The following is a 12,650-nucleotide window of genomic DNA, read 5'->3' as shown; positions in this document are numbered from 1 at the left end:
TCCGGTGGACAGACCCCCGGCACCCGGACCTGGCTACTTCGCGTAGTCGCCGGTCAGGGTCACGGCTTCGGCGTGGTCACCGCGTTCGACGACCTCGCCACTCACCCATGCCTCCACACCGCGGTCTGCGAGGGTGGCGAGCGCCACATCCACCGAGTCCTGCGGCACGACGGCGATCATGCCGACGCCCATGTTCAGCGTCTTCTCGAGCTCCAGCCGCTCCACCCCGCCGAGCTCACCGACGGTGGTGAAGACCGGGTCCGGCCGCCAGGTCGAACGGTCGACGGTGGCGTGCAGGTGGTCCGGGATCACGCGGCCCAGGTTGTTGGCCAGACCGCCGCCGGTGATGTGCGAGAACGCGTGCACCGGGGCGAGCCGGGTGAGCGCCAGGCAGTCCAGCGAGTAGATCTTGGTCGGCTCCAGCAGCTCCTCGCCGAGGGTCCGGCCGAACTCCGGAACGTCCCGGTCCAGCTCCCAGCCGGCCCGGTCGAAGAAGACGTGGCGCACCAGCGAATACCCGTTGGAGTGAAGTCCCGACGACTCGATCGCGATCACCGCGTCACCCGAACGGATACGATCCGCGCCCAGCACCTCGTCGGCCTCGACCACACCGGTGCCGGCGCCCGCGACGTCGAAGTCGTCCGGGCCCAGCAGGCCCGGGTGCTCGGCGGTCTCGCCGCCGACCAGCGCGCAGCCGGCCAGGACACAGCCCTCGGCGATGCCCTTGACGATCGCCGCGACCCGCTCAGGGAAGACCTTGCCGACACAGATGTAGTCGGTCATGAAGAGCGGCTCGGCGCCGCACACGACCAGGTCGTCCACGACCATGCCGACCAGGTCGTGGCCGATCGTGTCGTAGACGCCCATCCTGCGGGCGATGTCGACCTTCGTGCCGACGCCGTCCGTGGCGGAGGCCAGCAGCGGCCGCTCGTAGCGCTTGAGTGCGGAGGCGTCGAAGAGGCCGGCGAACCCGCCGAGGCCGCCCACGACCTCGGGCCGGGTGGCCTTCCTGACCCACTTCTTCATCAGGTCCACGGCGCGGTCGCCCGCTTCGATGTCCACGCCGGCGGAGGCGTAGCTGGCGCCGGTATTCTCAGGCATGGCTGGGAACTTTCACGTCGTCGAGTAGATGCGGTGCGATCACCGGGGCGGCGATCAGAGGAGCCGGATTCACGGTCACCGGCTCCCGGGATGGAGCGTCACGGCAGTAGTCCGAGCTTGCCCGATTACGGACGGCGCAGCGCGTCGGCGGCGTCCGCGCCACCGGCCAGCTCGGTCTCCAGGAGCTGCTTGCCGAGCAGCTCCGGGTCGGGCAGATCCATCGGGTAGACCCCGTCGAAGCAGGCCCGGCACAGGTTCGGCTTGGCGATCGTCGTCGCCTCGACCATCGCGTCCAGCGAGATGTACGCGAGCGAGTCCGCGCCCAGCGACTTGCCGATCTCCTCGACGGACATGCCGTTGGCGATCAGTTCGGCGCGGGTCGCGAAGTCGATGCCGAAGAAGCACGGCCACTTGACCGGCGGCGACGAGATCCGGATGTGGACCTCGGCGGCCCCCGCCTCACGGAGCATCCGCACCAGCGCGCGCTGGGTGTTGCCGCGGACGATCGAGTCGTCCACGACGATCAGCCGCTTGCCGCGGATGACGTCCTTGAGCGGGTTCAGCTTGAGCCGGATACCCAGCTGCCGGATGGTCTGCGACGGCTGGATGAACGTCCGGCCGACGTACGAGTTCTTGACCAGGCCGGTGCCGTACGGGATCCCGCTCGCCTCGGCGTAGCCGACCGCGGCCGGCGTGCCGGACTCCGGAGTCGGTATCACCAGATCGGCTTCGACGGGGGCCTCGGCGGCGAGCTTGCGGCCCATCTCCACCCGGGACAGATAGACGTTCCGGCCCGCGATGTCGGTGTCCGGGCGCGCCAGGTACACGTACTCGAAGATGCAGCCCTTGGGCTTGGCCTCCGCGAAACGGGTGGTCCGCAGACCGTTCTCGTCGATCGCGATCAGCTCGCCGGGCTCGATCTCCCGGACGAAGCTGGCGCCGCAGATGTCGAGGGCGGCGGACTCCGAGGCGACGACCCAGCCGCGCTCCAGCCGGCCGAGCACCAGCGGGCGGATGCCCTGCGGGTCACGCGCCGCGTAGAGCGTGTGCTCGTCCATGAAGACCAGGCTGAAAGCACCCTTGACCAGAGGCAGCACCTTGGAGGCGGCGAACTCGACGGAGAGCGGCTTGCCGTCCTCGTCGACCTGTCCGGCCAGCAGCGCTGTCACCAGATCGGTGTCGTTGGTGGCGGCCACCCGCGTGGCCCGGCCATTGCCCTGGGGCAGGTCGGCGACCATCTCGGCGAGCTCCGCCGTGTTGACCAGGTTGCCGTTGTGACCGAGCGCGATCGACCCGTTGGCGGTGGCGCGGAAAGTGGGCTGGGCGTTCTCCCACACCGAGGCACCGGTGGTCGAGTAGCGGGCGTGACCGACGGCGATATGGCCGGTCAGAGAGCCGAGAGAGGTCTCGTCGAAGACCTGGGAAACAAGCCCCATGTCCTTGAAGACGAGGATCTGGGAGCCATTGCTCACAGCGATGCCCGCAGACTCCTGTCCGCGGTGCTGCAGGGCGTACAGACCGAAATAGGTGAGCTTGGAGACCTCTTCGCCGGGGGCCCAGACACCAAAGACGCCGCAAGCGTCCTGGGGGCCCTTCTCGCCGGGGAGCAGGTCGTGGTTGAGTCGTCCATCACCACGAGGCACACAGCGAGTCTAAGGCAGATCCGACCCGCGTCCGAACGGGCGAAGGACCGCGAACCCCGCGATCACGGGTGTGACCACGGGTGTCTCACCGCAGGTGAGGCGAGGATCACGTGCTTTACGAGCCCCGGGCGGACACCCTGTGAGCACCCCACTACGGGGTGGTGGGGAAGAGCCGTCTCTCCCCCTACCCGAGTACGGGGAGATGGGGACCGAGATCGGCCCGCTCCCCGCTCGCCGAGACGGCGGCGGCGTCGAGCGCGGTCTTCCAGTCGGTCCGGCCGGTGGCCAGCCGGATCCAGGTCAGGGGATCGGTCTCGACGACGTTCGGCGGCGTGCCCCGGGTGTGCCGGGGCCCCGCCACGCACTGGACGGCCGCATACGGCGGAATGCGGACCTCGACCGAGTTCCCCGGCGCCTTGACCGCCAGCGCGTCGGCCAGCAGCCGGGTGACGGCCGCGACGGCCTGCCGGTCGTGCGCCACCTCCACACCGGTGGCGCGCGCCAGATCGTCCCCGTGCACCACCAGCTCCACGAGCCGGGTCACGGTCATGTCCAGCGCCCGCATCGCCCCGAACACATGCGGAACGATCCGGTCCGCCCGTACCGCCTCGTCCAGGAACGGCTCGATCCGCTCGGCCGCCGCGTCGAGCGCTTCCCTGACATCGGTGATGCCGGCGGCGGTCTCCCGGGTCGACGCGTCCAGCTTGTCCGCGATGGCGGCGGTGGACACCGCCCACACCGACAGCCCGGTGACCGGAGGCACCGGATCCGGCGCGGGCTCGCCGAGCAGCACCCCGACGGCGTCGATCTGCCGCACGATATGCGCCACCAGCAGCCGCACATCCCACCCGGGCAACCCGGAGGGCCTGGTCAACTGCTCGTCCGTGAGCGATCGCACCGCCACCCGCACCGCCCCCACCTGCGCGACGAGCGCGGCACGCGTCCTGGCAGGGTCATAACTACGGGCACGGCGACCGGCTGACGTCATACACGGAGGGTATGCGCGCGCTCGGCGACCGAGAACTCAGTCTTTGGCCGGGCCGGTCCAGTCGAGCAGTGGCTCGGTGTCGAGATCGATGCCGATGGGCTCCGGCAGGCTGACGTTCTTCCCGAACACGACGGTGTGGCGCTCCTGGTAGACACCCTCGACCGGCTCGCTGTACACCGTGACCTCACGGCTGTCGCGATCGATCAACAGGCTCCCTGTGCCTGGATCGTCACGCTCGGTTTCTGAGCCTATAGGGATCCGAAATCGAGCGTAGCCACCCTGGGGGATATTCGCCCTGACCTGAGCCGACTCGGGCGCGGGGCACACCCCCCGCGCCCGCCAGCTCAGTTCTCAGCCCTGACGGGGGCGCTCGAAGGTCAGCAGCAGACCCTCGACGGCGCCGGGGCCGATGCGGCCCTTGACGTCGGCCGCGGTGATCGACTTCAGCGCCCAGCCGTCACCGGCGTGCTTGTTGAGCGTCTTCTCCAACTTGTCGCCGTCCAGCGCGTCACCGATCAGCGATTCACGGAACGAAACAACCTTGTACTCGAACATGGCCCAGCCCCTCGTGCGTACGTACGGAATCCGTCCGCCGCCACCCAACCACGCCCCTGCGGGGTTACGGGGCGGCGGGGGCGGATCCGTCGGCCTTGATGGCGTCGAGGAAGGCCGCGAAGCGGGCGGGGGTGGTGCGGAGGACGACGGCGGGGGCTTCGCCCTCCCGGAGGAGGACGGTTCCGTTGAAGGCGGCCGCCAGCTCTACGCAGTTCTCGCCGCCGGCCCCCGAGAAGGAGGACTTCTGCCACTGCAACGATGAGGTCATGCCGGTCAGTCTCGCAGTTCCCGTGCAATCTGTCGGATGAACGAGATCGACTTCTTCGGGTCGAGCGACGCCTTCTCGCCAGCGTTGAAGAAGGCCCGATATTTGTCGAGTTGGGCCGGCGAGTCCAGGAAGTACCCGCCGAAGGGACTGTCGATCTGAACGGTGTCGAGCTCGGCGACGATCCCGCCCGCATAGAGCACGGTCTGCGTCGCCTCGATGAACGTCTCGTTGGTGAACGGAATGACCCGCACCGTCACCGTGGGCCAGTGGGCGACCTCCAGAAGGTGTTCGAGCTGCGCGCATGTGATCTGCACGCCACCGAACCGCATGCGTAGCGCGGCCTCGTGGATGATCGCTTCGTACGAGGGCGGCGAAACACGCTGGAAGATCGCTCTCCGTCGCAAACGGTGCTCCACCCGGACAGCGACCTCTGATTCGGGCATGCGCGGAATGCCACCGGCGAAGATCGTGCGGGCGTAGTCCTCGGTCTGGAACAGCCCCGGCAGAGTGAGCGCCTGGAGCGACCGCAGGTACGTGGCGTGATGTTCCAGTTCCGCTATGTCGACGAAACCGGGCGGCAGGACACCCCGGTACTCGTCCCACCAGCCCTGGCCGCGCTGCTCCTTGGCGATGGCGCAGAGCGCGTCGATCAGCGTCTCGTCGTCGCACGAGTAGAACGCGGCCAGGCGGCGGATCCGCTCCTCGCTGATGCCGATCCGGCCGGATTCCATGTGCGAGATCTTCGCCTGGTCGTTACCGAGCAGCCCGGCGGCCTCCCGGGCGGTCTTGCCTGCCCGGTCGCGCATCTTTCGGAGCTCGGTTCCGAGGCGTACCTGACGTGCGGTGGGGACGTCCCTTGCGGGCATGGCACCTTCCTCTCCTGCTCGTCCAAGTGTCCCGTGCGGCCAAGTCGGCCTGCCACCAGAACACTTGATCCCCCGTCCGCAAACTTGCCACGGAGCATACATGCCCCCTACCGTCGGTGATGCGTCCATCACACGGCGCACGCTCGCAATCAGACGGCAGCGCATCGCTACCCCCATGTCTTCGGCACGGGAGGGCGACAGGCCACCGCGTGGGGGCGTTTCCCAGAGCCGTTCGGAGAGCCGCATGAACGCGAAGGACGAACCCCCTCGAACCCCGCCCGGTGAGGGCGCGGGCACGGGCACCGACGACGAGTGGGACTACTCGCTCCAGATCCCGCACGACCTGCGCGGCGCCGGCATCGCGCGCTGCACGCTCAGAGCGGTGCTCAACGCGTACGGGCTCGCGCCGATGATCGAGGTGGCGCAACTCGTCGCGGCCGAACTCGTCGCGAACGCGCTGGAGCACTCCAGCGGGCCGGTCAGTCTGCGACTGCACTGGCGGGAGAGCAACTTGCGGCTCGGGGTCTGGGACACGAGTCCCGAGAAGCCGGAGTTCCTGACCGTCACGGACGAGGCGGAACACGGGCGCGGCATGTGGCTGGTCACCGGGCTCGCGGCGGCGTGGGGGTGCCACCTGCTCGGGGAGGAGCCCTTCGGGCTCGCGGGGAAGCTCGTGTGGGCGGACATCGCGGCGGAGTCCGCTGCCGCGTAACCGGAACGGGCGGGCGGTGGCTGAGGTCAGAGCAGTGCGAAGTGCTCTTCTGCGGCGCTTCGCACCTTGACCGGGCGGAGGGGAGGGCCCCGGCGCCCGGTCAAGGAGCGCAGCGACGCAGCACACTCCATACCGCTCTGACCCCAGCCCTCACCGAACCCGAACTGCACCGCTCGAACCCCAGTCACCGCCGCGCCACGAAGAACCGCCGGAGAAATACGATTGCCATCGCCGGCAGGCCCGCCGATACCGCCCCTTCGTTTTCCCCACCACACAAACCAAGCCGCGCCGTCCGGATCCCAACCGGTGGTTCGTGGCCCCGCTTCAGGCTCCGGAGTGCTTTTCGTTCGGGCGAAGGTCGCCGAAGATCGTGCGGCGAGCTGAGGGTGACCGGTACAACCGTGGAGTCCGCAGCCCCTCACGGGAGGCGACGATTTTCCCCGCTCCGACGATTCCGGCTGGCGTACCGTGGCTGGTGCGACCCGAGGAGACGACCATGAGTACGCAGCCCGAGCACCCTGGCGGAGAGCTGATCCCCAGGCCCGAGCGGACCCCTGACGCTCTACGCGTCGCCCTCGCCCGGATCGCACCGCACCGGCTGGAGGAGATGGAGCGCCAGAAGAACGAAGCGTTCTCCATGGCTGCCCAGCACGACGCGCTCGGCCCTATTCGGATGTGGCTGCTGATCTGGTCGGGCGAGGTCGAGATCGAGCGTCGCCCGGACCTCTCCGAACGGCGGCGCAACGCCGAGCGAGCGGCTCAGACGCTCCCCAGAGAAGATCCCGCCTGGCGTGCGGCCATGGACGACATCGTCGCCCTGACCGAAGAGGCACGCGCGGCAGTGGCCGGATGAATTGGTCCTGGGAGTACGACCCGAACGAAGAACACCTCATCGGTGGGGCACCGGCCGCCCTGGTTGCCGCCGTGGAAAAGCGTGCCGACGAACTGGCCCTTGCGGCAGAGGCTCTCTACCTTGACGGCACAACCCACCAAGACGCCTCCCCCAAGGGCGAGAACGTCCTGGTGCCTGGAGGCATGTTTCTGTGCCAGATCATTCCCCGGCACGAACGCGTCTACATCATGCAGATCACCTGCTGGTAGTGCGACTGGAGACCCAGCGGGCTCGGCGATACGGCGGTGGCCGTCGGATCGCCCCGCACCCCACCCGCAGGGCACCTCCGGCCGCAACAGCAACCCACCCCGTCAAGGGGAGCGCAGCGGACCGCCTCGCTGGCAGGCGCGCAGCGCCAGGGCCTCCCCTCCGCCCGGTCAAGGTGCGCAGCGCCGCAGAAGAGCACTCCGTATCGCCCTGCCCTCAGCCTCTACCGGACCCCCAGCAGGTCCCCGCTCCTGCCTGCTCCCGGGGCCAGCCCCGTCTCGGCGAACCACTCCCTCCCCAGCAGCAGTCCGAAGATCGGGACCGGTAGGCGGATCAACAGGCGGAACAGCGCCGACGAGCGGCCCTTGCCCTCTGCCACCTGGGAGCGGTGGGCCGCGAGGGCGGCGCGCTTCTGCTGGGCGTAGGGGCGGACGTTGATGCGGTGGGTGATCGACGCGCCCGGGGTGAAGGCCGTGCGCATCACCTCCGGGTCGTAGCGGATCGGGGTGCGGAGGAAGCGCAGCGTACGGAACAGCCGGTGGGTGGGCTCGCGTGGCCGCGTCGCCTCCAGCACGCGGGTGCCCGTCAATCGGGCGGCCCGCGCGCCCACTTCGTGGACTCGCACGTGGTCCCGGTGTCCGTAGCCGCCCTGGGCGTCGTAGCTGAGCAGGACGTCGACGCGCTCCTCACGCAGCAGGTCAGCGAGGAGTGACGCGGCCTCGTCGAGGTCCGCGCGGGCGAACCGCACGCGGTCCGGCGGGTCGGGGAAGAAGAGCGGGCCGTGGCCGCTGTCGGCGTATCCGAGGTGCACCACGCGGGCGACGCCCAGGATCGCGGCGCTCGCCCGTAGTTCGTCCAGGCGCAGGGTGCCGTCCGGGCCGGTCGCGTCGCCCATGATGCCGTCGCAGGCGACGGCCACGACCACCCGGTGACCCTCCGCGGCCAGCCGCGCCAGCGTGCCGCCGGTGAGCAGCACCTCGTCGTCCGGATGGGCGTGGAACGCCAGAATCGTCGTCATCCCGGTCATCCTGGCAGAGCGCCGGCAGGCGCTGGCAGGCCCTGACAGGCATGCGAACGCCCCGGTCGCGGCTCCTCGGAGGAGGAGCCGCGACCGGGCCGGGACGTGAACTCAGGCCAGCAGAGCCGGGATCGTCGCCTCGTGCGCCTGCTTCAGCTCGCTCAGCGGGATCGTGAACTGGTCCTGGATCTCGATCGTTTCGCCGTCCACGACACCGATGCGCGCGGCCGGGAGGCCCCGCGCGCCGCACATGTCGTTGAAGCGGAGCTCCTCGCTGCGCGGGACGGCGACGACCGCGCGGCCGGCCGACTCGCTGAAGAGGAAGACGAACGGGTCGAGGTCGTCCGGGACGACGATCCGGGCGCCCTTGCCGCCGCGCAGGCAGGACTCGGTGACGGCCTGGATGAGGCCGCCGTCCGAGAGGTCGTGCGCGGCGTCGATCATGCCGTCGCGGGAGCCGGCGATGAGGATCTCGCCGAGCAGCCGCTCGCGCTCCAGGTCCACCGCGGGCGGCAGGCCGCCGAGGTGGCTGTGGACGACCTCGGACCAGGCGGAGCCGCCCAGTTCTTCCTTGGTGTCACCGAGGAGGTAGAGGAGCTGGCCCTCTTCCGCGAACGCCATCGGCGTACGGCGGTTGACGTCGTCGATGACGCCGAGCACCGCGACCACCGGGGTCGGGTGGATGGCGACGTCGCCGGTCTGGTTGTAGAGCGAGACGTTGCCGCCGGTGACCGGGGTGCCCAGGATCAGACAGCCGTCGGCCAGACCGCGGGTGGCCTCGGCGAACTGCCACATGACGTCCGGGTCCTCGGGGGAGCCGAAGTTGAGGCAGTCCGAGATGGCGAGCGGCTTGGCGCCGGTGGCGGCGACGTTGCGGTACGCCTCCGCCAGGGCGAGCTGCGCGCCGGTGTACGGGTCGAGCTTGGCGAAGCGGCCGTTGCCGTCGGTGGCGATGGCGACGCCGAGGTTGGTGTCCTCGTCGATGCGGACCATGCCCGAGTCCTCGGGGTGCGACAGCACCGTGTTGCCCTGCACGAACCGGTCGTACTGGTCCGTGATCCAGGACTTCGACGCCTGGTTCGGCGACGAGACGAGGGCCAGCACCTGGCGGCGCAGTTCATCACCGCTCGCCGGGCGGGGCAGCTTGTTCGCGTCGTCGGCCTGGAGGGCGTCCTGCCAGGACGGGCGGGCGTACGGGCGGTCGTAGACCGGGCCTTCGTGGGCGACGGTGCGCGGCGGGACGTCGACGATCTGCTCGCCGTGCCAGTAGATCTCCAGCCGCTCGCCGTCGGTGACCTCACCGATGACGGTGGCGATGACGTCCCACTTCTCGCAGATCTCCAGGAAGCGCGCGACCTTGCCGGGCTCGACGATCGCGCACATGCGCTCCTGGGACTCGCTCATGAGGATTTCCTCGGGCGAGAGGGAGGAGTCGCGCAGGTGCACGGTGTCGAGCTCGACGCGCATGCCGCCGGAGCCGGCCGAGGCCAGCTCGGAGGTGGCGCAGGACAGGCCCGCGCCGCCGAGGTCCTGGATGCCGTCGACGAGGTCGGCCTTGAAGATCTCCAGGGTGCACTCGATGAGGAGCTTCTCCTGGAACGGGTCGCCGACCTGGACCGCGGGGCGCTTGCTGGGCTTCGCGTCGTCGAAGGTCTCCGAGGCGAGGACCGAGACGCCGCCGATGCCGTCGCCGCCGGTGCGGGCACCGTAGAGGATGACCTTGTTGCCGGCGCCCGACGCCTTGGCGAGGTGGATGTCCTCGTGCCGCATGACGCCGACGCAGAGCGCGTTGACGAGCGGGTTGCCCTGGTAGCAGGCGTCGAAGACGACCTCGCCGCCGATGTTCGGCAGGCCCAGACAGTTGCCGTAGCTGCCGATGCCGGACACGACGCCGGGCAGCACGCGCTTGGTGTCGGGGTGGTCCGCGGCACCGAAGCGCAGCGGGTCCATGACCGCGACCGGCCGGGCACCCATCGCGAGGATGTCGCGGACGATGCCGCCGATGCCGGTGGCCGCGCCCTGGTGGGGCTCGATGTACGAGGGGTGGTTGTGCGACTCGACCTTGAAGGTGACCGCGTAGCCCTGGCCGACGTCGACGACGCCGGCGTTCTCGCCGATGCCGACGAGCATGGCGTCGTTCTCGGGGACCTTCTCGCCGAACTGCTTCAGGTGGACCTTGCTGCTCTTGTACGAGCAGTGCTCGGACCACATGACGGAGTACATCGCGAGCTCGGCGCCGGTCGGACGGCGGCCGAGGATCTCGCGGATGCGCGCGTACTCGTCGGGCTTGAGGCCGAGTTCGGCCCAGGGCTGGTCGGCCTCGGGGGTCTTTTCGGCGTTCGTGACGGTGTCGAGGGTCATGCGGTGACCAGCTTCTTCAGGATCGAGGTGAAGAATCCCAGACCGTCGGTGCGACCGGTGCCGATGAGCGGCTCGACGGCGTGCTCGGGGTGCGGCATCAGGCCGACGACGTTTCCCGCGGCGTTGGAGATGCCGGCGATGTCGCGCAGCGAGCCGTTGGGATTGACGTCGAGGTAGCGGAAGACCACGCGGCCCTCGGCTTCCAGTTCGTCCAGGGTCCGCTCGTCGGCCACATAGCGGCCGTCGATGTTCTTCAGCGGGATGGAGATCTCCTGGCCGGCCGAGTAGTCGGCGGTCCAGGCGGTGTCCGCGTTCTCCACCCGCAGCTTCTGGTCGCGGCAGATGAAGTGCAGGTGGTTGTTGCGGAGCATCGCGCCGGGCAGCAGGTGCGACTCGGTCAGCACCTGGAAGCCGTTGCAGATGCCGAGGACCGGAAGGCCGTCCCTGGCGCCCGCGATGACCGACTCCATGACGGGGGAGAAGCGCGAGATCGCGCCGGCCCGCAGGTAGTCGCCGTAGGAGAAGCCGCCCGGCAGGACGACCGCGTCGACCTGGTGGAGGTCCTTGTCGCGGTGCCACAGCGGCACCGGCTCGGCACCGGCGACGCGGATCGCGCGCTGGGTGTCGCGGTCGTCGAGCGTTCCGGGGAAGGTGACGACGCCGACGCGTGCGGTCACGACTCCACCTTCACGGAGAAGTCCTCGATGACGGTGTTGGCAAGGAAGGTTTCGGCCATCTCCCGGATGCGGGCGAGGGCGGCGTCGTCGACCGGCCCCTCGACCTCGAGTTCAAAGCGCTTTCCCTGGCGGACGTCCGCGATCCCTTCGAACCCGAGACGCGGCAGTGCGCGGTGCACCGCCTGGCCCTGGGGGTCGAGGATCTCCGGCTTGAGCATGACGTCGACTACGACGCGTGCCACTGGCACTCCCGGTGTTGTGGTGGTGCGTGAAGTGACTTCAGCGTACCCGTCGCAAAATTCTACGCGGGTAGATATCCTGTTCTCCGACGGTTGACGCTCATCACGTTTAAGTATCGGCCGTGCGATTCTCTAGGGGATGCGTTTCAAGAAACGTAGGGTCCCGATTGCGACGGGACACGCGGAGGAATAATCCTCCGGCTTCCCGACGTAATGCATGGCATCGTACAAATGAAAACTTATTGTCCCCGACTTGTCGGCTTCATCGCATCGACCCAGCTCAGCCGCAGATCTGTCGTAGATCAGCGGTAGCACGGAGGCCGGCAGAAGCCGATTCCGCACGAAAGGACCGACACCCATGGCGCAGCGCGTAGTGGTCAGCCTCTCCGACGATCTCGACGGCGGCGAGGCAGCGGAGACGATCGTTTTCGGGATCGACGGAAAGTCCTTCGAGATCGACCTGTCGGCGGTCAATGCCGACAAGCTGCGGAGCGCGCTGTCGCCGTATGTCGGCGCCGGCCGGAAGCACGCCCGCTCGGGAAAGGTCTACAAGCGCACGGCCGTCGCGCCCGACCCGGCCGCGGTGCGCGCGTGGGCCCGGTCCAACGGCTTCGACGTGCCGCCGCGCGGCCGCATCCCGAAGAAGGTGTACGAGGCGTTCAACGAAGCGAGTTGAGCCGGCGGCCGTCCGTCCGTGATCTTGCGCCCTACCGACTGGACAGGCACCCCCTGTGTTCCGCTAGTGTTTGGAGCACGCCGAGGGCAGGGTCGAAAGACCAGGTCGTCGATAGTCACGCGGGTGTAGCTCAGTAGTAGAGCGCCCCCCTTCCAGGGGGGAGGCGCAGTGTGCGATCCCTGTCACCCGCTCTGACTGTTCTGACCGGTCCAATGGATCGGGTAGAGTAGTCCTGCGCAACAGCGCGGTGCGGACGTAGCTCAGTTGGTAGAGCGCAACCTTGCCAAGGTTGAGGTCGCCAGTTCGAACCTGGTCGTCCGCTCAGTTCAATGAAGTCCCCGGTCGGATCTCCGACCGGGGACTTCGTTGTTTCCGCCTTCTTCGCACCGGCGACACGGGCGCTTCACGCCCCCTTCATGACATTCGTCATCAATGCCGATGACAGCG

At 68.9% G+C, this 12,650-nt stretch carries 15 protein-coding genes and 2 tRNA genes; 6 read left to right on the top strand and 11 right to left on the bottom strand.

Annotated elements, in window-relative coordinates:
- Nucleotides 1–33: 33 nt before the first annotated feature.
- The 7 genes from purM to LNW73_RS17600 form a co-directional block, all read right to left on the bottom strand.
- Nucleotides 34–1,101: a phosphoribosylformylglycinamidine cyclo-ligase gene (gene purM / locus LNW73_RS17630; protein ID WP_250990564.1), complete on the bottom strand. Its 1,068-nt coding sequence runs from the start codon at nt 1,099–1,101 to the stop codon at nt 34–36.
- Between the two features lie 125 nt (nt 1,102–1,226).
- A complete protein-coding gene (purF, locus tag LNW73_RS17625; protein WP_250976535.1) occupies nt 1,227–2,744 on the bottom strand; it encodes an amidophosphoribosyltransferase in 1,518 nt (505 codons plus the stop codon).
- Between the two features lie 184 nt (nt 2,745–2,928).
- Nucleotides 2,929–3,732 carry a maleylpyruvate isomerase family mycothiol-dependent enzyme gene (locus LNW73_RS17620; RefSeq protein ID WP_250990563.1) on the bottom strand — a complete coding sequence of 268 codons (804 nt, stop codon included), beginning with the start codon at nt 3,730–3,732 and terminating at the stop codon, nt 2,929–2,931.
- Between the two features lie 36 nt (nt 3,733–3,768).
- Nucleotides 3,769–3,939 carry a hypothetical protein gene (locus tag LNW73_RS17615; protein ID WP_250990562.1) on the bottom strand — a complete coding sequence of 57 codons (171 nt, stop codon included), beginning with the start codon at nt 3,937–3,939 and terminating at the stop codon, nt 3,769–3,771.
- Between the two features lie 144 nt (nt 3,940–4,083).
- On the bottom strand, nt 4,084–4,287 hold the full coding sequence (locus LNW73_RS17610) for a DUF4177 domain-containing protein (RefSeq protein WP_138355820.1): 204 nt from the start codon (nt 4,285–4,287) through the stop codon (nt 4,084–4,086).
- Nucleotides 4,288–4,351: 64 nt separating this feature from the next.
- The gene (locus LNW73_RS17605; protein WP_250990561.1) at nt 4,352–4,555 is read right to left on the bottom strand and encodes a DUF397 domain-containing protein; all 204 of its coding nucleotides are present in this window, start codon (nt 4,553–4,555) and stop codon (nt 4,352–4,354) included.
- Between the two features lie 5 nt (nt 4,556–4,560).
- Complete coding sequence (locus LNW73_RS17600; protein WP_250990560.1) at nt 4,561–5,421, bottom strand: helix-turn-helix domain-containing protein; 861 nt, start codon at nt 5,419–5,421, stop codon at nt 4,561–4,563.
- 244 nt (nt 5,422–5,665) lie between these two features.
- Here LNW73_RS17600 and LNW73_RS17595 point away from each other — a divergent pair, with 244 nt between their 5' ends.
- The 3 genes from LNW73_RS17595 (at nt 5,666) to LNW73_RS17585 (ending at nt 7,234) form a co-directional block, all read left to right on the top strand.
- On the top strand, nt 5,666–6,133 hold the full coding sequence (locus tag LNW73_RS17595; RefSeq protein WP_250976540.1) for an ATP-binding protein: 468 nt from the start codon (nt 5,666–5,668) through the stop codon (nt 6,131–6,133).
- 496 nt (nt 6,134–6,629) lie between these two features.
- Nucleotides 6,630–6,986, top strand: coding sequence for a hypothetical protein (locus tag LNW73_RS17590; protein WP_250976541.1), 357 nt, complete (start codon nt 6,630–6,632; stop codon nt 6,984–6,986).
- Complete coding sequence (locus tag LNW73_RS17585; protein ID WP_250990559.1) at nt 6,983–7,234, top strand: hypothetical protein; 252 nt, start codon at nt 6,983–6,985, stop codon at nt 7,232–7,234. The genes LNW73_RS17590 and LNW73_RS17585 overlap by 4 nt, the downstream gene beginning before the upstream one ends.
- Nucleotides 7,235–7,455: 221 nt before the next feature.
- Here LNW73_RS17585 and LNW73_RS17580 read toward each other — a convergent pair whose 3' ends face one another.
- The 4 genes from LNW73_RS17580 to purS all read right to left on the bottom strand — a co-directional run bounded on the left by LNW73_RS17580 (nt 7,456) and on the right by purS (nt 11,530).
- Nucleotides 7,456–8,250 (bottom strand): PIG-L deacetylase family protein, encoded by a 795-nt coding sequence (locus LNW73_RS17580; protein WP_250990558.1) that lies wholly within the window; start codon nt 8,248–8,250, stop codon nt 7,456–7,458.
- A gap of 111 nt (nt 8,251–8,361) precedes the next feature.
- Nucleotides 8,362–10,611 carry a phosphoribosylformylglycinamidine synthase subunit PurL gene (gene purL, locus LNW73_RS17575; protein WP_250976544.1) on the bottom strand — a complete coding sequence of 750 codons (2,250 nt, stop codon included), beginning with the start codon at nt 10,609–10,611 and terminating at the stop codon, nt 8,362–8,364.
- The gene (gene purQ / locus LNW73_RS17570; RefSeq protein ID WP_138355827.1) at nt 10,608–11,288 is read right to left on the bottom strand and encodes a phosphoribosylformylglycinamidine synthase subunit PurQ; all 681 of its coding nucleotides are present in this window, start codon (nt 11,286–11,288) and stop codon (nt 10,608–10,610) included. Before purQ ends, purL begins: the two co-directional genes overlap by 4 nt.
- The gene (purS, locus tag LNW73_RS17565; RefSeq protein WP_138355828.1) at nt 11,285–11,530 is read right to left on the bottom strand and encodes a phosphoribosylformylglycinamidine synthase subunit PurS; all 246 of its coding nucleotides are present in this window, start codon (nt 11,528–11,530) and stop codon (nt 11,285–11,287) included. Before purS ends, purQ begins: the two co-directional genes overlap by 4 nt.
- Before the next feature lie 355 nt (nt 11,531–11,885).
- On the opposite strand from purS, the gene LNW73_RS17560 reads away from it, so the two are divergent.
- The 3 genes from LNW73_RS17560 (at nt 11,886) to LNW73_RS17550 (ending at nt 12,525) form a co-directional block, all read left to right on the top strand.
- Complete coding sequence (locus tag LNW73_RS17560) at nt 11,886–12,203, top strand: histone-like nucleoid-structuring protein Lsr2 (RefSeq protein ID WP_138355829.1); 318 nt, start codon at nt 11,886–11,888, stop codon at nt 12,201–12,203.
- A 119-nt stretch (nt 12,204–12,322) separates the two neighbouring features.
- A tRNA-Gly gene (locus LNW73_RS17555) sits at nt 12,323–12,394 on the top strand.
- 58 nt (nt 12,395–12,452) lie between these two features.
- Nucleotides 12,453–12,525, top strand: a tRNA-Gly gene (locus LNW73_RS17550).
- Nucleotides 12,526–12,650 lie beyond the last annotated feature (125 nt).

Origin of the sequence: Streptomyces sp. RKAG337 (assembly GCF_023701715.1) — a bacterium.
Taxonomy (GTDB): Bacteria; Actinomycetota; Actinomycetes; order Streptomycetales; family Streptomycetaceae; genus Actinacidiphila.
This window is presented reverse-complemented; position numbering and strand designations above follow the sequence as displayed.

Bases quoted from the DNA above. Each gene is read 5' to 3' on its own strand.
- purM (WP_250990564.1), bottom strand. From the start codon at position 1,101: ATGCCTGAGAATACCGGCGCCAGCTACGCCTCCGCCGGCGTGGACATC.
- LNW73_RS17620 (WP_250990563.1), bottom strand. From the start codon at position 3,732: ATGACGTCAGCCGGTCGCCGTGCCCGTAGTTATGACCCTGCCAGGACG.
- LNW73_RS17610 (WP_138355820.1), bottom strand. From the start codon at position 4,287: ATGTTCGAGTACAAGGTTGTTTCGTTCCGTGAATCGCTGATCGGTGAC.
- LNW73_RS17605 (WP_250990561.1), bottom strand. From the start codon at position 4,555: ATGACCTCATCGTTGCAGTGGCAGAAGTCCTCCTTCTCGGGGGCCGGC.
- LNW73_RS17600 (WP_250990560.1), bottom strand. From the start codon at position 5,421: ATGCCCGCAAGGGACGTCCCCACCGCACGTCAGGTACGCCTCGGAACC.
- LNW73_RS17595 (WP_250976540.1), top strand. From the start codon at position 5,666: ATGAACGCGAAGGACGAACCCCCTCGAACCCCGCCCGGTGAGGGCGCG.
- LNW73_RS17590 (WP_250976541.1), top strand. From the start codon at position 6,630: ATGAGTACGCAGCCCGAGCACCCTGGCGGAGAGCTGATCCCCAGGCCC.
- LNW73_RS17585 (WP_250990559.1), top strand. From the start codon at position 6,983: ATGAATTGGTCCTGGGAGTACGACCCGAACGAAGAACACCTCATCGGT.
- LNW73_RS17580 (WP_250990558.1), bottom strand. From the start codon at position 8,250: ATGACGACGATTCTGGCGTTCCACGCCCATCCGGACGACGAGGTGCTG.
- purL (WP_250976544.1), bottom strand. From the start codon at position 10,611: ATGACCCTCGACACCGTCACGAACGCCGAAAAGACCCCCGAGGCCGAC.
- LNW73_RS17560 (WP_138355829.1), top strand. From the start codon at position 11,886: ATGGCGCAGCGCGTAGTGGTCAGCCTCTCCGACGATCTCGACGGCGGC.